Source organism: Saccharopolyspora kobensis (assembly GCF_900108315.1).
GTDB lineage: Bacteria > Actinomycetota > Actinomycetes > Mycobacteriales > Pseudonocardiaceae > Saccharopolyspora > Saccharopolyspora kobensis.
On sequence record NZ_FNVB01000002.1, the window covers coordinates 1,831,187 to 1,854,704 of the forward strand.

The following is a 23,518-nucleotide window of genomic DNA, read 5'->3' on the forward strand; positions in this document are numbered from 1 at the left end:
TGCGGCGGAAGAGGGATGCAGAACACGTCGGCGTCACTGCGGGTTGATGATCGAGGGGCGCTGGCCGAAGATGTTACCGACCAGTAGGATCGGTGCTCCACCGCTGAACCCGAGGAGTCGCAGATGTCGGAGCGCGTGTCGGTCGAGATCGAGGGCCCGCTGGCCCACGTCACCATGACCCGGGAGGACCGGCTCAACGGGCTCGACCTGGACATGCTGCGGGCGCTGATCGACGCCGCCGCGCAGGTGCGCGCGGACAGGTCGGTGCGGGCGGTCGTGCTCAGCGGCGCGGGGCGCTCGTTCTCGGCGGGGCTCGACTTCGCCTCGGTGGGCAAGGACCCGCGGCGGATGATGCTCAACTTCCTCCGGCCCCCGTGGCGCTCGACCAACCTCTACCAGGAGGCCTGCTGGGCCTGGCGGCGGCTGCCGGTCCCGGTGCTGGCGGTCATCCGCGGGCACTGCTTCGGCGGCGCGCTCCAGCTCGCCCTGGGCGCGGACTTCCGGTTCGCCGCGCCCGACGCGCAGTTCTCCGTGATGGAGGCGAAGTGGGGGCTGGTGCCGGACATGAGCGGCACCGTGACGCTGCGCGAGCTGCTGCCGATGGACGTCGCCAAGCGGCTGGCCATGACCGCCGAGATCTTCGACGGGACCAAGGCGCACGAGCTCGGCCTGGTCACCGAGGTCGGCGACGACCCGCGCGCGGCGGCGCTGGAGCTGGCGGAGCAGCTCGCGTCCCGCTCGCCGGACGCGGTGGCCGCGACCAAGCGCATGTTCCAGCGGACCTGGCACGTCGCCCCGTGGCAGGCGTTCCAGCTGGAGAGCTGCTACCAGCTCCGGCTCCTGCTCGGCGCCAACCACAAGATCGCCCGCAAGGCCAACGCCGGCGGCAAGGTCGCCGAGTTCGCCAAGCGGGCGTTCCGCTAGCGCGCCGCCCGGCAGACCGACGCGGCGCGAGCGGTGATCCGCGCGGTCAGCTCGCCCGCGCTGCCCGCGCGGCGCAGCTCGGCGGTGATGGCGGGGACGAGCCGGTGGCAGCACAGGTGCACGGCGGCTTCCAGCCGGGTGTGCACCCGGCGCCATTCGTGCGTTCGCTGCAGGTGCAGGAGCGTGCGCATCTGATCCCTCCGTTCCGGATACCCCCGCAGGGTACCTGGGTTCAGCGGGAGAAGACGCCGACTCCGTTGGCCACCGGTCGCGGCACGCCGTCGGAGGGCACGTTCCGCACCGTCGCGAGGTCCTGGCCGGGTTCGCGCGCCGCGATGGTCGAGGAACCGCCGCCGTCGAGGTTCATCCCGTCGACCGCGCCCGCGGACCGCAGGAGCTCGGCCGTCTCGAGCACGCTCAGACCGGTGCTGGCCGCCGACCGCCCGTCCACGGTCAGCAGGTAGGCCGTGCGGCCGTCCGCGCTGACCCCGGCCGCCGTGCGCGGCGCGAGCTCCTCGGTGTCCAGACCGGACAGCGGCTTTCCGCCGCGGAGGATGGGGAAGCCGCCGACGGCGAAGTCCAGCGGCGGGGCGTCGGCCGCCGACAGGTGCGTCTCGACCACGACCCGGTCGCCGACGTCGAGCTTCTCCAGCTCGGCCGCACCGCCCTCGCGGCCCACCAGGACCACCGTTCCGGCCGGGATGTCCCCGGCACCGGGGCGGTCCTGGGTGCTGGTGACCACGCCGTTGCTGACGACGACCTCCTCGGTCTGCTCGCTGCACGGCGCCGTGCGGTCGGTGTCGGTCCCGCACACCGCCCGCGCGCGCGAAACCCGGCCCCAGTCGGCGTTGAAGACGCCGATGCCGCCTTCCGGCAGCGCGTACTGGTTCAGCCCGGAGATCTCGGCGGTCCGGCCGCGACTGCGGAGCATGCCGTCGAGTTCGACGCTGGACACCCGCGCCCGGCGGTCGACGCCGACCCCGAATACGTCCTCAGTGGAGGTTCCCGCGGGCAGCGCGGGGCCGAAGCGCTGGCCGTCGGGCACCGCGGCCTTGCGGTCCGCCCCGTCGGCGATCTCCGGGCCCACCGCGGACCCGGTGGCCTCGATGCCCTCGTGGGACTCGCTGATGTGGAAGAAGTCGCCGTTGACCCCGGCGATCGCGCCCTGGGCGTTGGCCATGTCGGGGATCTCGTCGCGCGCGGCGACCGCACCCGGGTGCAGCAGGCCGAGCTCGACGCTCGGGACCCGCAGATCGGCGGTGATCAGGTAGGCGACCACGGGCCCGTGCGCGGTGGACATCTCGAACGACCGGTAGGTCACGCCGGGCGCCAGCTGCGTGTCGGTGTGCAGCGATCCGGTGGCGGTCGCCGCCGGTGTGGACAGCAGCAACGCGCTGATCGCGACCACGGTGCTCAGCGCCCTCCGGCGCCCACGCTCGGCAAGGGCCATCATCGACCGCCTTCCTCGGAAATCCTGCGCCCGGTTTTCGATCACTGAATCATCCGGTGGTGAACAACCGGTGTGCTAGATCCGAACTGCGCCTGCCGGTGACAATACGATCAGCGCAGAAGCAGCAGGGCGGCTGGGCCGAAAGAAGCAGCGAAACCCGGAATGCGGGGCGGGGCAGTCGATTTCACACCCGGCAGCAACGGCGACGCAGTCCACCTGGTCGCTCGATTCCCGTGCAGAATCACCCCATTGGATCCCCGCTCGGCAACGCCGCGGTGCGATCCGGCAACGGAGGGAGAGTGACTCCTGTCGATCTTGTCATGGGGATGCTGACCGTGTCGCTGTCGCCCGATCAGCGCTAGGCTCCCGACCGGAGATCCGGTTCACTTTTGTACCTCTGCTGGGCTTGTGCCCGGCTTGACCGGCGGTCCTTCTCTGCTCGCGCAGAGGACGTGCTGCTGATGCTTTCGGTGCGCTCATGTCGTCTGGGGGAGGGACGTGCAGGTCATGGTGTCCAGAGTGGGCGGATTCGCGGCCGGCTCGCCGTTGCGGGTCGCTTTGGTCGCGGCGGTGTTCGCTGCGTCGTTCAGCGTCCCGATGGGAAGTGCGGCACCGGTGAACGGCGCTCCGAGCGACGTAGCCGCATCGGAAGCAGCCCGTGCTCAGCGGGCTCGGGTTGTGGTGGAAAGCCGAACAACCCCGACGAAGGACGTCCGGCTGCTCACCGGCCAGGACTCGACGCTGGTGCACAACTGGCGGCTCGACGAGACCAGCGGAACAACCGCGGCCGACTCGGTCGGCGGTGTTCCCGGGACTGTCCAGGGCGCAGCCGCCTTCGCTCCCGGTCGGGTGGGCAATGCGATCGCGTTGGACGGTGTGGATGACCATGTGTCGACTTCGACGGTCAACCTGCGTACGAGTGAGAGCTTCACCGTGTCGGCATGGGTGTATCTGTCCAGCAAGCATGACGGACAGTTCACCGCGGTGAGCGTGGACGGCGCGAATACCAGCAAGTTCCGACTGGGGCACTTCCTGGACAGGTTCGAAACTCCCTTCGGTTCATGGGTGTTCGAGATGCCCGAAACCGATACCGAGTCAGCGCCGGTGACCAAGGCCGCCTTGTCCGTGCTCGGTGCCGAGCTGAACACCTGGACCCATCTCGTCGGCGTGTACGACGCGGTGACCGGCAGGGTCTGGTTGTACGTCAACGGGGAACGTGTTGGTGATGGGAACTTGCAGAATCCTTGGTCGGCTGCCGGTGGCACCCAGATCGGGCGCGGTAAAGAGGCTGGAGCGCCGGCGGAGTTCTGGCCGGGCGGCGTCGATGACGTCCGAATCTACACCGAGCGTCTGAGTACTGATCGGATCAAGACCCTGTACGCCTCGTACGGAGCGGGTTGATCGACTCCCTTCTTATCGCTCGAAGCACCCTTCATGTTGGGCGCGGAGGAAGTAAGGAAACCGTCAAGGACGTAGATGCAGAGCTCGGACTCCCGGGACGGGGAGAGGTGGAGTGCCACGTTCATGACGTTGGGCGCAATCGATCAAGTGATGAATTGATGGAGGAGGCTGGGGGTTCGTGATTCATCTCTCTTTTGAGCTCCCGATTGTTGGGTCGCCTTGGCGCGATACCTGGGACAGGGCGACCCAGGTTAACCCGGCAGTCATCAGCGAGATGGACCTTTGCTACGAATACTTCGGGGTGCGTGCAGAGTTTGTGGCCGACGGGGTCGAGGTTATTTCTGGGGAGGGGTGCGTGACCCTTGTGGACCTGGCTTTGTCTCTTCGGCACGCGTTGAACCGACTTTCTTCGGGAGAGGATTCGGCGATCGGTTTCACGGAAAACGATGAAGTCATTCGACTTGGATACGGGGGAGATCGCGTCGTGATTGCTTCATCGAAGCATGAATGGCGAGTTTCGGTCGATCGCGAAGAGCTTCTAGGTGCATTTTTTGAATTTCTGCGAGAGGTGTATCGCCATCTGACCGAATTTATTCCTGCATTGGCGGATAATCCAGTGATCTGGGGACTCTCTCCGGAATAGAAGATCTCGCTTTTTGGGGGCTGGGGTGAACTGTGAAGATTTTCCGTAGTTTTCCTGCGGGGTGATTGTGGTGGTTGGCGGCACTGTTGACGGCAGTTCGACCTATCCGGGTTGATGTTAGATTCGTGCCAGATACGAGCTGCACCGTGAGGGCGGAAGCCTTTTCGGAGTGAAGTCTGTTGGTGGTCACCACGGCACCAGCGCTTATTGGAGCGTTGTTGCCCTGAAGGGGTATGGGAGGGGTCATCCGGTGATCGATGATCGAAATCTAGCAGACTTTCGCCGATGGATTTGGCCGTGTTGAGTCTGCTCAGCGCTACGGCGGATCATCAAGTCACGTACCCCTGCGATCGCATCCCGGTTCTATGATATCTATCAATGATCTGGTGCAGGATGGGTTCGATGTGCTGCCCTTCGGTTCGGTTGAAGTGGATCCTTTGCGGGAGGTGGATTCTCTTCAGGAGGCGCAGTTGCTCGACTCCCGAGTGTGTCATTTGACTTCCACGGCGGCTCTTCTCTTTGAGATGCGCACCACCTTGCAGTTTGAGGTTGGAAATTCGGCGCTGCTTGTGGTGCGCGGTCTGCAATCGTTTGAGTGGAAAATGCTGTCGAAGCAGGTTCCTATTGCGGCGCTGACGGTCGTATCCAGTGTTCCTGAGTGGTCGAATGGTCGTGTTGGTGTGCTTTTCGAATTCTTTCCGGGTGCGCAACTCAGGGTGTCGGGTGATCTGGCGGAGTTTTATGTCCTCGATGTGGGAGGGATCGGTGACGTGCCGCCTGACTATTTGAGTATGGACCCGAAGCAGCTTCAAGGCTCCTTGCCGTCTTGGTCTTCCGCATGCAGCCTGCTTCAGGTGTCAAGGTCATATTGAGGACCAAGGGCGGGAAAGCAGCGGAACGTTGAAGGTTGGGTAGGTGCGGGCTGTTTCGCTCCGTCAGCTGCCGCGATGCAGGCGCAGCACGCTGCCTTCGCCGTTGGCGGAGACGTAGAGCGAGCCGTCGCGGCCCGCGGCCACGCCCGCGAAAGGCACTGGCACGCCCGGAAGGCCGTGGTTGAACAGCTCCGGTTGCGCGCGCGTCGTTCCCGGCGGGAGTCCGACGGCGAGGTGGTGGGCTTCGACGCGTTGTTCGCCGGTCGTCAGGTCGATCGCGAGCAGCCTTCGGCGACCCGTCTCCACGACGAACAGCTCTGCGTCGAGCACGGTGATGCCCTGCGGTGCGTCGAGTCCTTCGGCCACGACCGCGATCCCGCCATCGCCGATCAGCGAAACCGTGCCGCGCTGGTCGTCGCTGACGTAGCAGCGGCCCTCCTCGTCGACGGCGACGTCGACCGGGGAGTCCAGGTCGTCGGCCAGGACGGTCAGGGCGTCGTCTTCGGCGATGGCCACCACGCGCCCGCGCCCGGTCTCGGCCACCACGAGGCTGCCGTCCGCGCGTGCGGCGATGCCGGTGGGCCGTGCCAGTTCTCGCGCGCGGGTCGTCAGCACGCGGTCATCGGGCTCGTAGGTGCGCACTTCGCCGAACTGCGACGTGACGTGCACCCGTCCTCGTTCGTCGGCGGTGACACCGTGGCTGAACACGAGCAGTTCGCGCGTGCTCACCTCGCCGTCGTCGATGCTCGCCAACCGGTAGTTGTCGCCGGTGAACACGGTGCCGGAGCGGTGCACCGCCACGCCGAACGGGCCGACCAGCCCGGTCGGCACCACCTCGCGCGCCCTGCCGTCGCGTGCCAGCTCCGCGATCCCGCCTGCCGCGAAGCTGGACACGAACATCCGGTTCTCGGCGTCGAAAGCGGCGTTGTCCATAGCGGACACCTCGCCCGGCACGACGGAGCGATCGCCGGAGCCGAACACGTCGATGCGGGTGACGATGCCCTCGCCGCCGCGCGAGAGGACGGTCAGCACGCCGCCCCGGTCGAACCGGACCGCCACCGGCGCGTGCACGTCCTCGGCGACCAGCTCCGGCTCGCCGCCGTCCAGCGGGACGCGGTGGACCTCGCCGGTGATCATGTGCGGGTAGTACAGGCATCCGTCCGGGCCCAGCTGCATCGCGTTGCCCATCGCCAGCCCGCCTGCGAGCTCCACCGGTTCGGCACCAGGCGTCAGTTCGAGCAGGCGGCCGCCCACCCGCATCTCGTTGACGAACAGGCGGTCACCGACGCACGCGATGCCGTTGGGCATCACGACGTCGTCGGTGATCAGCGTGAACGTCCCGTCCGGGGCGCGCCGCCACACCCGTCCGGGCGTGAGGTCGGTGATGTACATCGACCCGTCGGCACCGAAGGCCAGGTCGTCCGGCGACTGGACCGGGCCGTCGGGTTCCACCACCGCCTCGACCTCGCCGGAAGCGAGGTCCACGGCGCTGATCCGGCCGGCCACGTACTGCGCCACGTAGAGCCTGCCGTCCGGACCAAACGCGATCCCGTTGGAACCGAACAGCGGATTCGCCCTGGTGAGCCGCTCGATCCGCCACCGCTCGCTGTCCGGCCGTTCGGCGTGTCCGCAACGAGTGCGGCCCGGTTCAGCCCGCATCGCCGAGCACCTCGTCGATGCCCTCGCCCTCGCGCCATTCGCGCAGCAGCCGGTGGAAGGCCGCCGGGCCGGGCGCGTAGAGCTCGCGGGGCCCGCGCGCCCCGCCCTCGTTGTTGTAGTAACCGGGAGTGCACTCCTCGGCGAAGCGCTCCTGGTCCCAGGCGGTCGCCCGGAGCGTCTCGACCCAGGCGTCCTCGGCCTGCGGTGTCGGCTCGACGTGCTTGACGCCGCGCCTGCGCGCTTCGGCGACGATCGCGCCGATGTGGACCGCCTGCTCGTCCAGCGCGTGCACGAAGTTCACCAGCGGGGCGCTCTGCAGCGCGCCCAGGAGGAACAGGTTGGGAAAACCGTTGCTGCAGACCCCGTGCAACGTGCGCACCCCGCCGGCGGCGGCCCACGACTCCAGCAGTCCCGTGCCGTCCCTGCCGTGCACCGGGAGCCGTCCGGTCAACGCGTCGGACTTCCCGACCTCGAAGCCGGTGGCGAAGATGACGCAGTCCACCTCGTACTCGGTGCCGCCGACCACCAGCGCGCGTTCGGTGATCCGCTCGACACCGCCGTGGTCGGCGGTGTCCACCAGCGTCACGTTGGGGCGGTTGAAGGTCTGCAGGTACTCGTCGCTGAAGGTGGGGCGCTTGCAGCCGTAGCGGTACCAGGGCTTGAGCAGCTCCGCGGTGGCCGGATCGTCGACGATCGCATCGACGCGGTCGCGCAGCTGGTTCATCTTGGCGAAGTCGAGGATCTCCTCGATCCGCTCCCACTCCTCGCGCGGGAGGTGGTCGTGGGCGTCGGTGGCGGTGATCTTGCCGAGCACGTGGCCGCTGGCCGTCCACGCGTCGTCCACCAGGTCCTCGTCGAGGTCGTGCCCGGTGACGGCGGCGAGGAAGTTCTCCCGCCTGCGGGCGTGCCAGCCGGCTTCCAGGGATGCCGCCCACTCCGGATCGGTCGGCCGGTTGGCGCGCACGTCCACTGCGGACGGAGTGCGCTGGAAGACGTGCAGGTGCTGGGCGTCACGGGCCACGTGCGGGACCACCTGGACGGCCGTGGCGCCGGTGCCGATCACCGCGACCCGCTTGTCCGCCAGGCCGGTGAGACCGCCGTCCGGGCCACCACCGGTGTAGCCGTAGTCCCAGCGGCTGGTGTGGAAGGTGTGGCCGGTGAAGGTCTCGATGCCGGGAATGCGGGGCAGCTTGGGGTGTTCCAGCGTGCCGTTGGAGATCACGACGTAGCTCGCCCGCACCTCGTCGTCGCGGTCGGTGCGCACGATCCACTCGCCGTCGTCCCAGCGCAGCTCGCGCACCGCGGTCTGGAAGCAGGCGTCGCGGTAGAGGTCGAAGGTGCGGCCGATCGCCATCGCGTGCCGGCGGATCTCCTCACCCGGCGAGTACTTCCACTCCGGGACGTGCCCGACCTCCTCCAGCAGCGGTAGGTAGACGTAGGACTCGATGTCGCAGTGCACGCCCGGGTAGCGGTTCCAGTACCAGGTGCCGCCGAAGTCGGCGCCCTTCTCCACGATCCGGATCCGCTCCAGCCCGGCCTGGCGCAGTCGCGCCGCGGCCAGCAGCCCGCCGAAGCCGCCACCGACCACCAAGGCGTCCACCCGGTCGCGGACCGGTTCCCTGGTGAATCCCGGTTCCGCGTACGGGTCGTCGGCGTAGTAGCCGAACCGGCCTTCGGCGCGCTGGTACTGCTCGTTGCCGTCGGGGCGGATCCGGCGCAGGCGTTCCGCCCGGTACCGCTCGCGCAGGGCGTCGGGGTCGAAGTCGAGGACGTCGGGGATCCGCGGCGGGAGCGTCGGCATGCCGGCCTTTCTCACGGTGGCGATCGACCATTTAATTCAGCTGACTGACTTAAGAAAGCTACCAGTGGGGTCCGGTCGCTCGCCAGCGCAGGTGTCCTCGCGACTCCGTGAGTCCACTTAGGATGGTGTTCGGGGCAGGTCAGCTGCTGCGGTTGGTCTCCAGTTCGCCGGTCACGACGTCTTCGAGGGGGCGCCGCGGCGTGGCCGGCACCGGGGAGCCGTAGCCGACGCGCAGCACGATCTGCGGCCACAGGCCGCCGCCGATGAGCGCGCGCAGCTCCCGGCGGGTGTCGGCGACCTCCACCACCTGGGAGATGAACGAGCTGGCCAGCCCGTTCGCCGTCGCCGTCAGCAGCACCCGCTGCATGGCCATCCCCGCTTGCAGCTGCGCGTGCCGGGAGTCCTGGAAGGAGCCGAGCACGCAGATCAGCGGCTCGGGTTCGAAGTCCTTGCCGGTCACGCGGGTGCGCGCGCCGCTGCCGCCGAAGTCGCGCAGCACGAACTCGTCCTGCGGCTCCGGGACCGGGCCGCCGCTGCGCGCCGGGACGCCTTCGCCGACGTCACCGGTGCGCCCGGTCCAGCGCTGCCACTCGGCCACGAACTCCGGGTCGTCGAGCTGCTCCTGGTGCGCTCGTCTGCTCAGCCCGCACAGCACCAGGCGCTGCGGGGGGTCCAGGACGGCGAGCCAGCCCCGCTCGGTCTCGGCGGCCTGCCGCAGCGACGCCTGCAGCACGGCGGGGACCGGGTCGTGGTGGAAGGGCCTGCGGTTGGTCCGCCGCTGCGGGATCGCCGCGGCCAGCTCCTGCTCGGCCGGGGTGGCGGGCCGCCGCGCGGCCGGGCGCACGGTCGCCAGCAGGTCCGGCCGCCCGGGTTCGGGCAGCGTCCGGACGTCCGGGACGGTCCCGCTGGCGCGGATGGCCACGCGCAGGTTCAGCAGCGCCGCGCCGCAGGCCAGCACGAGCTCGCGATGCTCCGGGTCGGCGGCCTCCAGGGCTCGCGAGGTGTCGGCGTGCAGCTCGATCGCACCGGGCGTGCAGTGGAAGCGCCAGGGCTGGGTGTTGTGCAGCGACGGTGCGGAGGTGGCCGCGGTCAGGACCTCGCGGACCTCTCCGGCGGTCAGGCTGCCCACTGGCGTGATGGTCGTGTTCATCGTGGCCCCTCCGTCGCCCGCTGCTCCTCCAGCCTGTCGGCGGGCTCGGGCGGCGAGGTAGAGCCGATGGTCACTGTCCGGCGCGGCGATGACGAAGTGCCCTGACCGCCGGGCGCGGCGATGGCGCAACCTGGAGCCGGGACCGGCGGAGGGGGAGGCATGTCCGAGAAGGCGGTCGTGGCCGGGTTCGACCTGGCGGAATCATCCAGGCGAGCGGTGCGGTGGGCGGCGCGGGAAGCGGCCGGGCGCGGTCGTCCGCTGCTGCTGGTGCACGCGCTCACCTGGCCCTTCGAGGAGCACACGGCCATCCGGGTGCCGGGGGAGGGCGATGTGGCCGAGCCGCTGCAGCAGGCGTTGCGGCGCGAGCTCGCCCAGCTCGTCGAGGAGTGCCACCGGATCGACGCCGACCTGCCGGTGCGCAGCGAACTGCCGTTCGGCGACCCGGCCGAGGTGCTCGCCGCGATGGCCGCGGACGCCGATCTGCTGGTGCTCGGCGGGCCGCGGCTGGAGCCGTCGGCCGGGATCGGCGCGACCTCGGCGGAACTGCTGGCCAGGCGCGGCGGCGCACCGGTCGTGGTGGTGCGGGGCGGCGCCGACGAGCCGGGTCCGGGGCCGGTCGTGGTGGGCGTGGACGGTTCGGCCACCAGCCGGGCCGCGATCGGCTTCGCCTTCGACTTCGCATCCCGGAACCGCTGCGAGCTGGTCACCGCGCACGCCTGGAGCGATCTGCCGCTGGACCCGTTCCAGTGGGTGTCGCACTGGGAGCTGGCGTGGGCGGAGGTCCACGAGGAGGCCGCGGAGGTGCTCGCGGAATCGGTGGCGGGCTGGGTCGAGCAGTACCCGGACGTGGTGGTCCGGCGCGTGGTCACGCCGGAGAAGCCCACCGAGGCGCTGCTGCGGGAGGCCGACGGCGCGAGCCTGCTGGTCGTGGGCAGTCACGGCCGTGGGCGGTTCCGGCGCAGCTTCCTCGGTTCGGTGAGCCACGCGGTGGTCAACCGCGCGCCCTGCCCGGTCGCGGTCCTGCGCGCGGCCTGACGGTCCACATCGGAGTGATCGGGACCGGGTTTGTGCCCGGCCGGCGGATCGCGTACGCTCCTGGGTACCCTACGGGGGTACGGTTCACCGATGAGAGGAGCGGACGATGGCGCAGGCGACCTTCGTGGTCAAGGGGATGACCTGCTCGGGATGCATGACCAAGGTGACCAACGCGGTCACCGGGGTGGCCGGGGTGAGCGACGTCGACGTGGACATCAGCAGCGGAGAGCTGACGGTGACCGGCGAATCGGCGGTCGACACCGAGGCCGTCCGCCGGGCCGTCGGCGACGCCGGCTACGAGATCGCGGGCTGATGGCCGAGCGGCCGACGGTCGTGATCAAGGCCGTGGACAACGGCCCGTACCAGGTCAAAGGCCCGGTGCGGGTGGTCGACCACGAAGGCGGCGAGCACGAGCTGGGGCCCGGGCGCACCCAGCTGCTGTGCCGGTGCGGGATGTCGGCCAGGAAACCGTTCTGCGACGGCGCGCACGCCCGCAACGGGTTCGTCGCGCAGGAACGCGCCAGCAGCTAGCCGCATCGTGAGCGCTTCGGGGTGCTCTAGCGCCCCGAAGCGCTCACGGCCGTCACAGCACGGCAAGGAACATCGCGCCCATTCCGGTGGTCATCGCCGCGTTGCAGGTCGCCTCGTAGGCGGCCGCGCGCTGCGGCCGGGTCCGGGCGACGCGGCCGATGTCGACCGCGGCGGACAGCCACGGCAGCGCGCTCAGCACGAAGTACCCGCCCAGCACCAGCGACACGACCACCACCGCGTTCGCCGGAGCGGGGATCTCAGCCGCGGCCAGCGCTCCGGCGCCCATCGAGTGGTGGTGGGTGTGCCCGGACTCCACCGGCGCGTCCGGCATCAGCGCGGGCATCGCGGCGAGCATCCAGAACATCCCGGCCGCCATCGCCGCGTGGTGCAGCTGCTGCCACCGGCGGTGCGCGGCGCACCAGCGGACGTCGGCGGCCAGCACCAGGAACCACCCGGCCATGACGCCGAACACCACCAGCTGCGGGTTCACCGGGATCGCCATGCCCCACGGCCAGCACATCGCGATCATCGCCGCGCTCATCACGACGTGCCAGGCAGCGCTGATCCGCACCACCGGACTCGCGGGCACGGCCTGGTCCTGACCGGCATGGACGAGCCGGCCGGACACGGTCGCGATCGGCTCCGCCCGGATCAGCCGGTGCAGGCCCCAAAGAGCCGCGGCGGTGAACACGGCGGTCAGGACCCAGCGGAGCAGCAGGGATTCCACCACGGTCAGGCTCCCTTCTCGCGGCGCGCGCCGAGCACGGCGTCGACGGCCAGGAACAGCAGCAGTGAAGCACCGAGCAGCGGCATCGCGTACCCGATGAACGCGGCGGCGAGGATGATCGGCGCCAGCACCCGGCCGGGCACCCGGCGCCACGCACCGCGCTCCGGCGGCGCGCCGAAGCCGCGGGTCGGCCTGCGCAGCCACCACATCCGGTAGGCCCAGAACACCGTGCCGGCCAGGCCGATCGCCAGCGCGGCGAGCACGAGCTGGTTGGGCAGGCCGAACAACAGCCCCATGTGCGCGTCGACGCCCCACCGGGCGAGCTTGGCGATCAGCGAGAAGTCGGCGAAGCGCAGCTCCTCCACGACGTTGCCGCCCGCCGGGTCGACGGCCACCGCGTCCAGCTGCGTCGGCCAGTGGCGCTCGGTCTGCTCGACCTTGTACGCGCCGTCACCGGGCGCGGTGATCTCCACCGCCCCGGTGATGCCGTGCGCGATCGCGGCGGCGTGCACCTGGTCGAAGCCGACGTCGCCCGCGGGCGGCCGCGGCAGTTCGGTGGACACCGCCGGGGTTTCCCACGACAGCGCGGAACGCATCGCCGTGACGTTCTCGCCCGCGAACAGCGACCAGGTCAGGCCGGTCGCGGACAGGAAGAACATGCCCGCGCACGCCCACAGTCCGAAGGTGCCGTGCCAGGACAGGACTCGCCGCCGCCCCTTGCCGCGCAACTGCGGCGCGACCATCGACCGGGCGCTGCCGCGCTTGCGGCGCACCCACATCAGCAGTCCGCCGAGCGCCACCACCCACAGCCAGCTGGCGGCCAGTTCGCTGTAGATCCGGCCGACCTCGCCGAGGTGCAGGCTGCGGTGCAGCTGGGCGAGCCAGGTGCGCATCGGCAGCGACTGGCTGCTGCCGTAGGTCTCCAGCACCCCGCGGACCTCGGCGGTGTGCGGGTCGACGAACACCGTGCGGTAGTAGCTGCCCTCGGCCTCCGGGTCGTCGAAGATCACCCGGGTGGTGCCGGTGGGCGTCGGTGCCGGGCGCACGGCGGTCAGCTCCGCGCCGGGCAGGGCCTCGCGGGCGACCTCGATCTGCCTCGCCAGCGACTGCGTGACCGGGCCCGGCGGCACGCGCAGCTCGTGGTCGTAGATCGCCCGCTCCAGCTGCGGGGTGAAGATGTAGAGCAGACCGGTGAGCGCGGTCACGACCAGGAACGGCCCGATGAAGATCCCGGCGTAGAAGTGCAGGCGCCGCACCAGTGGTCGCAGCGCTGGCCACCACGGCTCCTCGGAGCGCTGCGGTGACACCGCCGGTTCCCGGGCGGTGGACTCCTCGACTGACATGCTGCTCCTCGCTGATCGGCTCATCGCAGTACCAGTCGTGCGGGAGAGCACCCCGGTTCCCGGCCATCTCGTGGACGTTTCCAGGCTCGTTCTGCGTGGCGGTGCGGGTAGCGGAACCTCAGAGGCCGCAGCAGTGCGAGTGCCGTGGGTGGGTTGTGCGCCTGCGGCGCATGCGATACCTGCTGTGATGCGGCCCGTTGAAAGGCTCGGCCGCGACATCGACACCCACCGGGAATTCCGGGATTTCACCGGATTTGCCCGGTGCTCGAGACGGCCCGGCGCGCAAGCGTTCTCGCCGTCGCGCTCCGGCGGTAGCCTGCAAGATCATGAGCCACTCCGCGGTCGATGACACCCGGCTGACCGACCTCGCGCTCGCAGCGGGGCGCGGCGACCGGGCGGCGCTGGAGGCGTTCGTCCGCGCCACGCAACGCGATGTGTGGCGCTTCCTGGCGCACCTGTCCGGCGCCCGCGGCGCCGACGACCTCGCGCAGGAGACCTACCTCCGGGCGCTGCGCAGCCTGCCCCGCTTCGAAGGGCGCTCCTCGGCGCGGACCTGGTTGCTGTCGATCGCCCGGCGGGTCGCCGCCGACCAGGTGCGCTACGAGCGCGCGCGGCCGGTGTCCCCGGTCGACGCGGCAGCGGTGGAGCGCCCGCAGCCCGGCGGGTTCGAGGAGGTGGTGGAGCTCAACGTGATGCTCGACGGCCTGGACCCGGAACGGCGCGAGGCGCTGCTGCTCACCCAGGTGCTGGGCCTGTCCTACCAGGAGACCGCCGAGGTGTGCGGCTGCCCGATCGGTACCGTGCGTTCCAGGGTCGCGCGAGCGCGGGAGGACCTGCTGGGCGATCGCCGACGCCGGTCAGCGGAAATCGGGTGAGACCGGGAACTACGGGAACGCGGGCGACGACTGGATGGACGTGGACTGTTCGCACATTCGCGAGGGGATATCGGCACGGGTCGACGGCGAGGAACCGCCGCTCCCGGCGGAGCGGCTCGACGAGCACCTGGCTCGCTGCTCGGATTGCCGGGAGTGGCAGCGCGGTGTCCTCGAACTGACGCGGCGGTTGCGCGTCCGCCCGGCCGAACCGGTGCCCGACCTCGTCGCCGAGGTGCTCGCTGCGCGGCCGGCCCGGCGGCGCTGGCCGGGGCTGCTGCTCGGTGCCGTGGCGGCGTGCCAGCTGCTGCTCGGGCTGGTGCAGGTGACCGGGCTGGTCGATCTCGGTCACGGCGGCCACGCCGGTTCGATGAGCGCGCACCTGTTCAACGAGAGCACGGCGTGGAACCTGGCGCTGGGTGTCGGCCTGCTGCTCAGCGCGCTGCGGCCGCGAACGGCGGCCGGTCTGCTGCCGGTGCTTTCCGCGTTCCTGGTGGTGCTGGCCGGGTTCAGCGTCGTGGACCTGCTCAACGACGCGGTCCCGGCGACGCGGCTGCTCTCGCACGGGTTCCTCGTCGCGGGCCTGGTGCTGCTGATGGTGGTGCGCCGGGAGCACCGCGACGCCCCGAAGCCGGACGCGGCCGCGCCACCCGAGCACCGGGTGAGCGCCGGTCGCGCGGCCGAGCCGCCGGAGGAGGACGGCGGGTCCGAGCGCCAGCACCTGCGCCCGGTCAGCCATCACGCCGCGTGATGCTGGGCCGTTCGGCGCAACGACCTTGCTGCCGACGGGCTGAGGCCTTGATCTCGCGGTCCGGTTTGGGCAAGCTGTGCGGCGCAGAACGGGCGGGTCGGGGTCCGGCGTGGTGGCCGGGTAAGCGTCCGGTGGACGAAGCTCGCCTGGAGGCACGCCGATGCTCACCCCCGACGACGTGCGCAACGTTGTTTTCGCCAGGGCCTGGCGCCGCGAACGCGGTTACGACGAATCCGAGGTCGACGCGTTCCTGAACCGCGTCGTGGCGACTTTGTCGGGCAAGCGGTTGCTGACCGCGCGCGATGTGCTGACCGTCGAGTTCAGCTCGCGCAAGCGCGGTGCGCGCGCCTACAAGAAGACGCAGGTCGACGCCTTCCTGGACCAGGTCGCGCTCACCCTGATGAAGCGCGAGGTGCGCGCGTCCCGGAAGGCCGGCGCGCAGGAGCGGCGCGCCGAGCCGGAGCCCAGGATCGTGCGGCGGGTGGAGAAGCCGGTGGAGCCGGTGCAAGCAAGACCGGTCGAGCCGGAATCCGTCGATCTGGTGCCGAACGGCGGTTTCGACCAGGCCGGTCCGCAGCAGCCCGCGCTGGACAAGGCGGAGGTGGACGCCTTCGTGGACCGCGTCGCGGCGACGCTGCGCGGGGCCGACACCCTGACCGCGCAGGACCTGCTGACCGCGCGGTTCAACCCGCCGAAGCCGGGCCACCCCGGCTACCAGGAGGCGAGCGTGGTGGCGTTCCTGGTGATGGTGTCGACCAGCATCAAGCACCTGGCGCCGCGCGAGCGCGCCATCCCGGCGCAGCGCATGCCGATCGCCAGGGCCTTCGGCCGGATGCGCGGCGGCCCCAAGCTGACCGCGGAAGCGGTCGGCAGCGTGGTGTTCAGCGAAGCGCCCGCGGGGGAGCACGGCTACGACGCGTCCGAAGTGGACGACTTGCTCGACCGCGTGGTGGCGGCGCTGCGCGGTGCTGCCACGCTCTCCGCCGCCGAAGTGCGCGACGCGGAGTTCACCGCGGTGGAAGCGGGCGGCTACGACCCCGAGGAAGTCGACTCGCTGCTCGACCTGGTCGCCGAGCACCTCGACACCGCACCCGCGCCGAACCGCGCCTAGTCCGCCTCGGCGAGCCGCTGCAATGCGTCGAACGCCTGCACCGCGAGGGGTTCGAGCGCGGCGGCGATCTCGTCGGCGTCCTGCCCGGCGAGGGTGCGCCGCTGCACTTCGCGGAACAGCGCCCGGTGCACCGCGATGGCGTGCGCGGCGGTGAGAGCAGCGGTGAACTCGTCGGTCTCGCGCGCCAGCACGGCAGCCAGCGCGGTTTCCCGCTCCTCGTGGATCTCCCGCAGCCGGGCCAGCAACGTCGGGCTTCCGGCGATCAGGCGGGCGAAGGACGGGCCGGAGAAGCCGAGCATCGCATCGCGCCGGGCCAGGTCCTCGAAGTAGGCGCGCCGCAGCGCCGCCAGCGGTGATTCGCCGGAGGCGCGCCCGGCGACGACCTCGCCGAGGCGGGCGATGAACTCCTCGTGGATGTCGAGGACCAGGTCCTCCTTGCGCGGGAAGTGGTTGGTGACGGTCATCTTCGCCACCCCGGCCGCCGCCGCCACCTGCGCGATCGTCACCTCGTCGAAGCCGTGCTCGGTGAACAGCCGGGTGGCGATGTCGGAGATCTCCTGCCGCGTCTGCTGCTTGCGCCGGTCCCGCAGTCCCATGGTGCCGAGTTTAGACCAGACCCAGAAATTATGCTTGACCTAGTTATTGGGTCGGACCTAAGTTATCTCCCGGTCTGATTCGAGGAGGTGACCATGACGGCTCCAACCGCCGCTCGACCGGATGAGCGGACGGACGCCGAGTTGTGGCGCACGGCGGGCATCCTGCTCTGCGCAGCGGTCCTGGCGGGACTGGACGCGACGATCGTCAACGTCGGCATCGACGCGGTCGCCCGGGATCTGGGTGCGCCGCTGAGCACCGTGCAGTGGGTGTTGACCGGCTACCTGCTCGCGGTGTCGGTGGTGATGCCGATCTCGGGCTGGGCGTCGGAGCGCTTCGGCGCCAAGCGGATGTGGCTGTGCTCGGTGGCGTTGTTCATCGGCGGCTCGGCGCTGTGCGGGCTGGCGTGGTCGGCCCCGGCTCTGATCGCCTTCCGCGTGGTGCAGGGCATCGGCGGCGGCATGATGCAGCCGATCGGCCAGGCCATGGTGGCTCAGGTCGCCGGGCCCGCCCGGATGGGGCGGATCATGGCGGTGACCTCGGTCCCGGTGATGTTCGCACCGGTGCTCGGCCCGGTGCTCGGCGGGCTGATCGTGCAGGGCCTGGACTGGCGGTGGATGTTCCTGGTCAACCTGCCGATCGGCGCGGCCGTGCTGGCCGTCGCGGCGCGATCACTGCCGTCGACCGGTGCTCGGATGCCGCAGAACCGGCTGGACCTGCGCGGTCTGCTGCTGATCTCGCCCGGACTGGCCGCCGTGGTCTACGGGTTCGCAGGGGTGGGGGAGGCAGGCGGTTTCGCCGCGCCAGGTGCACTCCTGCCGCTGCTGCTCGGTTCGGCGCTGCTGATCGCCTACGCGGTCCACGCCTTGCGCGGCCGCGGCACACCGCTGATCGACCTGCGGTTCTTCGCGCGACGCGGATTCGCCGCGGCCACCGGCAATTCGTTCCTGCTCGGTGCCTCGCTGTACAGCTCGATGCTGCTGATCCCGCTGTACTACCAGCAAGTTCAGCAGGTCGGCGCACTGGAGGCCGGGCTGCTGCTGGCGCCGCAGGCGCTGGGCACCGCGCTCACCACGTACCTGGCCGGGCGGCTGGCCGACCGGTTCGGCCCGCGCCCGCTGCTGCTCACCGGCATCGCCGCGTCCCTGCTGGGAACGCTGGCGTTCACCCAGCTCGCCGCGCAACCGCCGGACTGGCTGCTGACCGCGTCCCTGGTGCTGCGCGGCATCGGGATGGGTCTGACCATGGCGCCCGGTATGGCCGCGGTGTACCGCAGCGTGGCCCGGCACGAAGCGCCGCGAGCGGCGAGCGCGCTGAACGTGCTCAACCGGGTCGGCGGCTCGCTCGGCACGGCCGTGCTCGTGGTCGTTCTGCAGAACGGCGACCCCGGCCCGGCGGCGTTCGGCGACGCCTTCTGGTGGGCGTTCGGGCTCACCGCGCTGAGCCTCGTCCCCGCTTTCCTGTTCCCGTCCCGAGAAGGAGGACCGGCATGACCCCGCGCCTGATGAGCGTGCACGCCCACCCCGACGACGAGTCCAGCAAGGGCGCGGCGACGCTGGCGCACTACGCGGCCGCCGGAGCGGAAGTCCTCGTCGTCACCTGCACCGGCGGTGAACGCGGCGACGTGCTCAACCCGGCGCTGGACCGGCCCGAGATCCGGGCGGACATCGCCGCCGTCCGCAGGCGGGAAATGGCGGCAGCGGCCGAAATCCTCGGCGTGCGGCAGCGGTTCCTCGGGTTCACCGACTCCGGGCTGCCCGCCGATGGAGAACCGTTGCCCGCCGGCTGCTTCGCACTGGAGCGCACCGAGGTGGCGGCAGCGGCCCTGGTGGCGGTCATCCGCGAGTTCCGGCCGCACGTGGTCATCACCTACGACGAGTCCGGCGGCTACCCGCACCCGGACCACATCAAGACCCACGAGGTGACCGTGGAGGCCTTCGACGCGGCGGGAGATCCGCACCGCTACTCGGAAACCGGGACGGCGTGGCGCCCGCTGAAGCTCTACTACCAGGCCGCGCTGTCCCGGAACTGGTTCCGGGCCCTGCACGAGGCGATGCTGGACCGGGGCGTGCCCTCGCTCATCGGCCCGGTGCTCGACGACTGGCCCGACGACGCGCCTGAACTGGAGGTCACCACCCGGATCCGCTGCCCGGAGCACTTCGCGACCAGGGACCGGGCCGCGCTCGCCCACGCCACGCAGATGGGGCCGGACAGCCCGTTCTTCGCCCACCCCAGGGACATCGAGCGCGAGGTCTGGCCCACCGAGGACTACCACCTGGCCCGGTCGGCGGTGCCCACCAGCGTCCCCGAGCACGACCTGTTCGCGGGGATCAGCTCCAGGTCATGGTGATCTCGCGCTGGAAGTCGACGAACCCCGCGCGTGCGAAGGCCTTCGCCATCGGGACGTTGCCGAGGTCGGTGGCCGCCCGGATGCGCGGGACGTCCTGCCCGGCGAGCACGCGGATGCCCTCCGCCAGGACCTCGTCGATGTAGCCGTTGCCGCGGTGCGCGGGCAGGACCGCGAGGTAGGCGATCGTGGCGTTGTAGCCGTTGTGGGCCGGGATGACGAATCCCACCGGTTCACCGCCCGGCAGCGTCGCGATTCGCCACCACTCCCGCGGGCTGCTGAAGCGGGCGAACTCGCTCTCGTACTGCTCGACGGCCACCTCGCGCGCGGACATCCTGGTCAGGTCGTCGCGGGAGTGGGCGTCCAGCGTCCCGTCCAGGGCCGCGGTCATCAGCCCCAGGAGTTCCTCGGTGTCGCCGACCGGACGGAACCGGAGCCGCCCGCTGGGCTCGGGAACCGCGGTCCCGGGCTGCCACACCAGGCGCAACCGCTCCACGAAGAGCTCGGCGCCGAGGCGTTCCAGCACTGCCATGCGGTCGTCGACCGCCTGCTTGCTCGCCGGGTCCTCGCGCCAGTCCGGCGGGACGAAGCGGCTGTACAGCGGCGGCGGCGAACCGGCGGGCACGACGGCTGCCATCGCGGTGCGCAGCAGCTGGACGCCGACGTCCACGCAGCCGGTTCCGACGTCGACCACGTCCAGGATTCGCGGCTCTTCGTCACCCGGCCGGTTCCACCAGGCCACCCGGGCCAGCAGCTCATCGCCGCGCAGCGCGACCCACATCCGGCCCGGCCGCCTGCGACCGGCGGCGAGGTCGTCGGCCAGCTCGTCGTCGAGGACGTAGGACAGCCCGCAGAACAGGTCGAGCTCGTCGGGGCCGGTGATGGGACGCATGGTCACGTCGCGAATCGCGGTCAATGCACTCTCCGGTGAAAGGGCGCCGTGCGCCCCGGGAGCAAGCGAGCGCGATGATCGCGAAGAGCATAACCACCCGTTCTCGCCCTGTCCGCCGGTTTTCCGGCGCGCTCCGATACTGGAGCGATGAGCTCGGACGACCAAGCAACCCGCTCCCGCGCGGGAGCGGGCGGATGCCGTGGCCCGGCAGTGCCGGCCGGGAGCCTGGCCGCCGAAGCGCCTGCAGCGCCGCGCGTATGCCGAGGTGTTCGGCGAACCACCGCGCACAGCAATGATTCTCGCCGCGTTCACCGGGCGCGGGAACTCGTGGTGTGGGCGCGAGCGTTGATCCCGGCCCGGCGGGTCGCCGGGCCGGGGTCGGCGGGTCGCCGGGCCGGGGTCGGCGGGTCGCCGGGCCGGGGTCGGCGGATCAGGTCAGCTTGATCTGGCGGTTGACGTCCTTGTACAGCAGGTAGCGGAACTTGCCGGGGCCACCGGCGTAGCAGGCCTGCGGGCAGAAGGCGCGCAGCCACATGAAGTCACCGGCCTCGACCTCGACCCAGTCGTCGTTGAGCCGGTAGACGGCCTTGCCCTCGAGGACGTAGAGGCCGTGCTCCATCACGTGCGTCTCGGCGAACGGGATCGCCGCGCCCGGTTCGAACGTCACGATGTTGACGTGCATGTCGTGCGAGAGGTCGTTCGGGTCGACGAAGCGCGTGGTCGCCCAGGCACCGTCGGTGTCGGGCATCGGCGTCGGCTCGATGTCCTGCTCCTGCACCGCGAACGCCTTCGGCGCCGGGATGCCCTCGACGGCCTCGTAGGCCTTGCGCACCCACTGGAAGGTCGCCACCGCGGCGGAGGAGTTGGCCACCGACCAGCTCGCGCCCGCGGGCAGGTAGGCGTATCCGCCCGGGGTGAGCTGGTGCTTCTCACCCTCGATGGTCACCTCGAGGTCGCCGGTGAGCAGGAACAGCACCGACTCCACACCGCTCTCCGGCTCCGGCTTCGCGCTGCCGCCGCCCGGCCCCACCTCGACGATGTACTGCGCGAAGGTCGTGGCGAACCCGGCGATGGGCCGGGCGAGGATCCACGAGCGGGTGTTGTCCCACCCCGGCAGGTTGCTGGTGACGATGTCGCGGAGGACGCCGCGCGGGATGACGGTGTAGGCCTCCTTCACGACGGCGCGGTCGGTCAGCAGCGTCATCTGCGACGGCAGGCCACCCTCGGGTGCGTAGTACGACGGCTCGCTCAAGTTGCAACTCCTGTCCTGATCGACGTTCGAACGCTGCCGCGCAGTGCGTGCCGGAGCGCCGGCCCGGAGCGTCCGAGACGTCCACAGCGTAAAGCCCGGAGCCCGGAAAGGACAGCGTCGAGACGTCACAATCTCAAGCCTGTGACCCGCAACTAATCGGTTTGGCTGAGCACCCCTGCCGACCCTCGCGGCGACGCCGGGCGGTGTCGATGTCGACGGCGTGCTGGTCAGCCCAGTCGGCCACCACCGACAGCGGCACCAGCGGCCCGCGCCCGAGCGCGGACAGCGAGCACTCCACGCCCGGCGGCACGGTGCGTAGCACCGTGTGCACCACGAGTCCATCGCGCTCCAACGACCCCAGCCCCACCGATGACCGGATGTGCTCCGGCTGAGTCGGGCGTGACGTGGATCTCGAGGTGATCGAGCGCTGGTCCCGTCGATGGTTCACGGCGGGGGTGCCGGATGCGGCCCGGTCATGCGCCTCGTGCGTCGGGTACTTCGCGGTCCGGAATTCCGAGCCTGCCCCGGCGTCCGCCTGTCCCGGCACGCCGTAGCAAATGGCCGGGCAGCAGGATCTGGCGTTCGAGCCGAGCGGATCTCGTGCGGACGTCCACCGGTGGCGGATCGAGGAGCTTGGCGGTAGATGCCCCGAGGTCGCCGCGGCTCCGGGTGCTTGCCGCTCGGAGGTGATCAGCCGCTGCTCGGGACCCGCGCTGTCGTGAGAGCGCGCGGGCTCCGGGTGCTGGTCACTTGCCCTTGCGGGCCACCGGGATCTCCTTGCTGACCTGGGTTTCCCGGCGGGGCATGCGGATGGTGAGGATGCCCGCTTCGTACTCGGCCTTGATCTCGTCGGTGTTGCAGCTCATCGGGAGCAGCATCGTGCGGCTGTAGTTGCCGTAGTAGAACTCGCTGTGCCGGTCGGCGCGCTCCTCGTGCCGGCGCTCGGCGTTGATCTTCAGCTGGTTGCCCTCGACGTTGATGTGGATGTCCTCGTCGGGGTTCATCCCGGGCAGTTCGCAGCGGATCACGAACTCCTCGCCCTCGGTGAACGTCTCCGCGCGCATCGCGTGGTGCTCGCCGAAGGGCCATTCGCCCTCGAACATCCGGAAGATGTCTGCCAACCCCATGCCCGACCTGGGCTGCAAGCTGGTCATGGTGTCCTCCTCGGCGAAGTGACTTCGACGCACCCGCGCGGGTACCCCGATGCGCCGGCGGCAAACCGCGCCGATCACTCGGAGGGCGGGCGGTCGCTCGTGCGGCCCGGTTCCGGGCCGGTCCGGGCCGCGACCACGTGGCCGATGAACAGGTCGTAGACCACCGCGCCGATCACCCCGCCGACCAGCGGGCCGACTATGGGGATCCAGAAGTACCAGCTGAACCACTGGTGGCTGCCGGGCAGCGCGAGGTCGCCCCAGCCGCTGAGGTAGGTCCACAGGCGGGGTCCGAAGTCGCGGGCCGGGTTGATCGCGTAGCCGGCGTTGGGCCCGAAGGTCAGACCGATGACGGTGACCACCATGCCGATCATGAACGGGCCCAGGTTGGCCGCCGGTGCGGTGTTGCGCGCGTCGATGAGCGCGAAGATGAGCAGCACCAGCACGGCGGTGCCCACGATCTGGTCGAGCAGCGGGCCCCACCACGATCCGCCGAAGTACTCGGCGGGGAACGTGGCGAAGATCGCGAAGGTGTCCAGCGACTGGTCCCTGGGCAGCCCGGCCTTGGCGTTGAACGCGTTGATCGCCCAGCTGTAGGTGGCGAACACCAGGGCCGCCGCGAGGAACGCGCCGACCACCTGCGCGAAGACGTAGGGCACGACCTTCCGCCACGGGAAGGCCCGCCGCAGCGCGAAGGCCAGCGTCACCGCCGGGTTGATGTGCGCGCCGCTCACCCCGCCCGCGACGTAGACGCCGAACACCACCGCGAAACCCCAGCCGAAGGCGACGATCAGCCAGTTGGCGGCGCCGAACGCGTCGGACTGGCGCCCGGAACCGGGCAGCCCGGCCACCGCGACCGCCACCGAGGCGCAGCCCAGCAGGATCAGCACGAAGGTGCCCAGGAACTCGGCGAGCAGCTCGCCGCCGAGCCCTTCTCGATAGCCGTGACGGCCTTTCGTCTGCTCAGCCATCGTCGCTCCAGTAAACGAGTAGGTCTTCGCCCGCCGAGCAC

At 70.5% G+C, this 23,518-nt stretch carries 24 protein-coding genes; 12 read left to right on the forward strand and 12 right to left on the reverse strand.

The annotated features are described in order from the left end of the window. The first annotated feature begins 123 nt into the window (after nt 1-123). Nucleotides 124-924 carry a crotonase/enoyl-CoA hydratase family protein gene (locus C4T78_RS08330; RefSeq protein ID WP_093358144.1) on the forward strand — a complete coding sequence of 267 codons (801 nt, stop codon included), beginning with the start codon at nt 124-126 and terminating at the stop codon, nt 922-924. Here the strand turns inward: C4T78_RS08330 and C4T78_RS08335 are convergent. Together C4T78_RS08335 and C4T78_RS08340 are read right to left on the reverse strand one after the other, a co-directional pair. Continuing rightward, the gene (locus C4T78_RS08335; protein WP_093358143.1) at nt 921-1,115 is read right to left on the reverse strand and encodes a hypothetical protein; all 195 of its coding nucleotides are present in this window, start codon (nt 1,113-1,115) and stop codon (nt 921-923) included. The two genes, C4T78_RS08330 and C4T78_RS08335, sit on opposite strands and share 4 nt — an antisense overlap. Before the next feature lie 41 nt (nt 1,116-1,156). Then, nucleotides 1,157-2,377: a phosphodiester glycosidase family protein gene (locus C4T78_RS08340; protein ID WP_258958332.1), complete on the reverse strand. Its 1,221-nt coding sequence runs from the start codon at nt 2,375-2,377 to the stop codon at nt 1,157-1,159. 504 nt (nt 2,378-2,881) lie between these two features. Here C4T78_RS08340 and C4T78_RS08345 point away from each other — a divergent pair. From C4T78_RS08345 to C4T78_RS08350, 3 genes are all read left to right on the forward strand, one after another. Next, the gene (locus C4T78_RS08345) at nt 2,882-3,775 is read left to right on the forward strand and encodes a LamG domain-containing protein (protein ID WP_093358187.1); all 894 of its coding nucleotides are present in this window, start codon (nt 2,882-2,884) and stop codon (nt 3,773-3,775) included. Nucleotides 3,776-3,953: 178 nt separating this feature from the next. Next, nucleotides 3,954-4,418: a hypothetical protein gene (locus tag C4T78_RS35965; RefSeq protein WP_143186057.1), complete on the forward strand. Its 465-nt coding sequence runs from the start codon at nt 3,954-3,956 to the stop codon at nt 4,416-4,418. A gap of 386 nt (nt 4,419-4,804) precedes the next feature. Then, nucleotides 4,805-5,290 carry a hypothetical protein gene (locus tag C4T78_RS08350; RefSeq protein ID WP_103908094.1) on the forward strand — a complete coding sequence of 162 codons (486 nt, stop codon included), beginning with the start codon at nt 4,805-4,807 and terminating at the stop codon, nt 5,288-5,290. Between the two features lie 63 nt (nt 5,291-5,353). On the opposite strand, the gene C4T78_RS08355 is transcribed toward C4T78_RS08350, so the two are convergent. The 3 genes from C4T78_RS08355 to C4T78_RS08365 form a co-directional block, all read right to left on the reverse strand. Beyond that, complete coding sequence (locus C4T78_RS08355) at nt 5,354-6,949, reverse strand: SMP-30/gluconolactonase/LRE family protein (RefSeq protein ID WP_093358142.1); 1,596 nt, start codon at nt 6,947-6,949, stop codon at nt 5,354-5,356. Continuing rightward, nucleotides 6,939-8,750, reverse strand: coding sequence for a flavin-containing monooxygenase (locus C4T78_RS08360; protein ID WP_093358141.1), 1,812 nt, complete (start codon nt 8,748-8,750; stop codon nt 6,939-6,941). Before C4T78_RS08360 ends, C4T78_RS08355 begins: the two co-directional genes overlap by 11 nt. A 139-nt stretch (nt 8,751-8,889) precedes the next feature. Next, a complete protein-coding gene (locus C4T78_RS08365; protein WP_093358140.1) occupies nt 8,890-9,900 on the reverse strand; it encodes an Acg family FMN-binding oxidoreductase in 1,011 nt (336 codons plus the stop codon). A 159-nt stretch (nt 9,901-10,059) separates the two neighbouring features. Between C4T78_RS08365 and C4T78_RS08370 the strand changes: the two genes are divergently transcribed. The 3 genes from C4T78_RS08370 (at nt 10,060) to C4T78_RS08380 (ending at nt 11,466) form a co-directional block, all read left to right on the forward strand. Further along, entirely contained in the window at nt 10,060-10,935 is an 876-nt protein-coding gene (locus tag C4T78_RS08370) for a universal stress protein (RefSeq protein ID WP_093358139.1), read from the forward strand. Between the two features lie 106 nt (nt 10,936-11,041). Continuing rightward, nucleotides 11,042-11,248: a heavy-metal-associated domain-containing protein gene (locus tag C4T78_RS08375; RefSeq protein ID WP_093146874.1), complete on the forward strand. Its 207-nt coding sequence runs from the start codon at nt 11,042-11,044 to the stop codon at nt 11,246-11,248. Next, nucleotides 11,248-11,466 carry a CDGSH iron-sulfur domain-containing protein gene (locus tag C4T78_RS08380; RefSeq protein WP_093358138.1) on the forward strand — a complete coding sequence of 73 codons (219 nt, stop codon included), beginning with the start codon at nt 11,248-11,250 and terminating at the stop codon, nt 11,464-11,466. Before C4T78_RS08375 ends, C4T78_RS08380 begins: the two co-directional genes overlap by 1 nt. A gap of 52 nt (nt 11,467-11,518) precedes the next feature. Here C4T78_RS08380 and C4T78_RS08385 read toward each other — a convergent pair whose 3' ends face one another. Then, nucleotides 11,519-12,196 carry a DUF5134 domain-containing protein gene (locus C4T78_RS08385; protein ID WP_093358137.1) on the reverse strand — a complete coding sequence of 226 codons (678 nt, stop codon included), beginning with the start codon at nt 12,194-12,196 and terminating at the stop codon, nt 11,519-11,521. Between the two features lie 2 nt (nt 12,197-12,198). Further along, nucleotides 12,199-13,536 (reverse strand): PepSY-associated TM helix domain-containing protein, encoded by a 1,338-nt coding sequence (locus tag C4T78_RS08390; RefSeq protein ID WP_235863873.1) that lies wholly within the window; start codon nt 13,534-13,536, stop codon nt 12,199-12,201. Nucleotides 13,537-13,862: 326 nt separating this feature from the next. On the opposite strand from C4T78_RS08390, the gene C4T78_RS08395 reads away from it, so the two are divergent. From C4T78_RS08395 to C4T78_RS08405, 3 genes are all read left to right on the forward strand, one after another. Further along, nucleotides 13,863-14,411 (forward strand): sigma-70 family RNA polymerase sigma factor, encoded by a 549-nt coding sequence (locus C4T78_RS08395; protein ID WP_093358135.1) that lies wholly within the window; start codon nt 13,863-13,865, stop codon nt 14,409-14,411. 34 nt (nt 14,412-14,445) lie between these two features. Beyond that, nucleotides 14,446-15,159, forward strand: coding sequence for a zf-HC2 domain-containing protein (locus C4T78_RS08400; protein WP_093358134.1), 714 nt, complete (start codon nt 14,446-14,448; stop codon nt 15,157-15,159). 160 nt (nt 15,160-15,319) lie between these two features. Next, nucleotides 15,320-16,270, forward strand: a complete 951-nt coding sequence (locus C4T78_RS08405) for a DivIVA domain-containing protein (RefSeq protein WP_093358133.1) — start codon at nt 15,320-15,322, stop codon at nt 16,268-16,270. On the opposite strand, the gene C4T78_RS08410 is transcribed toward C4T78_RS08405, so the two are convergent. Then, entirely contained in the window at nt 16,267-16,866 is a 600-nt protein-coding gene (locus tag C4T78_RS08410) for a TetR/AcrR family transcriptional regulator (RefSeq protein ID WP_093358132.1), read from the reverse strand. The two genes, C4T78_RS08405 and C4T78_RS08410, sit on opposite strands and share 4 nt — an antisense overlap. A 93-nt stretch (nt 16,867-16,959) precedes the next feature. On the opposite strand from C4T78_RS08410, the gene C4T78_RS08415 reads away from it, so the two are divergent. Together C4T78_RS08415 and mca are read left to right on the forward strand one after the other, a co-directional pair. After that, on the forward strand, nt 16,960-18,357 hold the full coding sequence (locus tag C4T78_RS08415) for an MDR family MFS transporter (protein WP_093358131.1): 1,398 nt from the start codon (nt 16,960-16,962) through the stop codon (nt 18,355-18,357). Next, the gene (mca, locus tag C4T78_RS08420; RefSeq protein WP_093358130.1) at nt 18,354-19,214 is read left to right on the forward strand and encodes a mycothiol conjugate amidase Mca; all 861 of its coding nucleotides are present in this window, start codon (nt 18,354-18,356) and stop codon (nt 19,212-19,214) included. Before C4T78_RS08415 ends, mca begins: the two co-directional genes overlap by 4 nt. Here mca and C4T78_RS08425 read toward each other — a convergent pair. The 4 genes from C4T78_RS08425 to C4T78_RS08445 all read right to left on the reverse strand — a co-directional run bounded on the left by C4T78_RS08425 (nt 19,195) and on the right by C4T78_RS08445 (nt 23,477). Continuing rightward, nucleotides 19,195-20,127: a GNAT family N-acetyltransferase gene (locus C4T78_RS08425; protein ID WP_218161752.1), complete on the reverse strand. Its 933-nt coding sequence runs from the start codon at nt 20,125-20,127 to the stop codon at nt 19,195-19,197. The two genes, mca and C4T78_RS08425, sit on opposite strands and share 20 nt — an antisense overlap. A gap of 406 nt (nt 20,128-20,533) precedes the next feature. Then, a complete protein-coding gene (locus C4T78_RS08430) occupies nt 20,534-21,355 on the reverse strand; it encodes a bifunctional allantoicase/(S)-ureidoglycine aminohydrolase (RefSeq protein ID WP_093358129.1) in 822 nt (273 codons plus the stop codon). A gap of 746 nt (nt 21,356-22,101) precedes the next feature. Further along, nucleotides 22,102-22,509 (reverse strand): Hsp20/alpha crystallin family protein, encoded by a 408-nt coding sequence (locus C4T78_RS08440; RefSeq protein WP_235863872.1) that lies wholly within the window; start codon nt 22,507-22,509, stop codon nt 22,102-22,104. Nucleotides 22,510-22,583: 74 nt separating this feature from the next. Further along, a complete protein-coding gene (locus tag C4T78_RS08445) occupies nt 22,584-23,477 on the reverse strand; it encodes an MIP/aquaporin family protein (protein ID WP_093358126.1) in 894 nt (297 codons plus the stop codon). Nucleotides 23,478-23,518 lie beyond the last annotated feature (41 nt).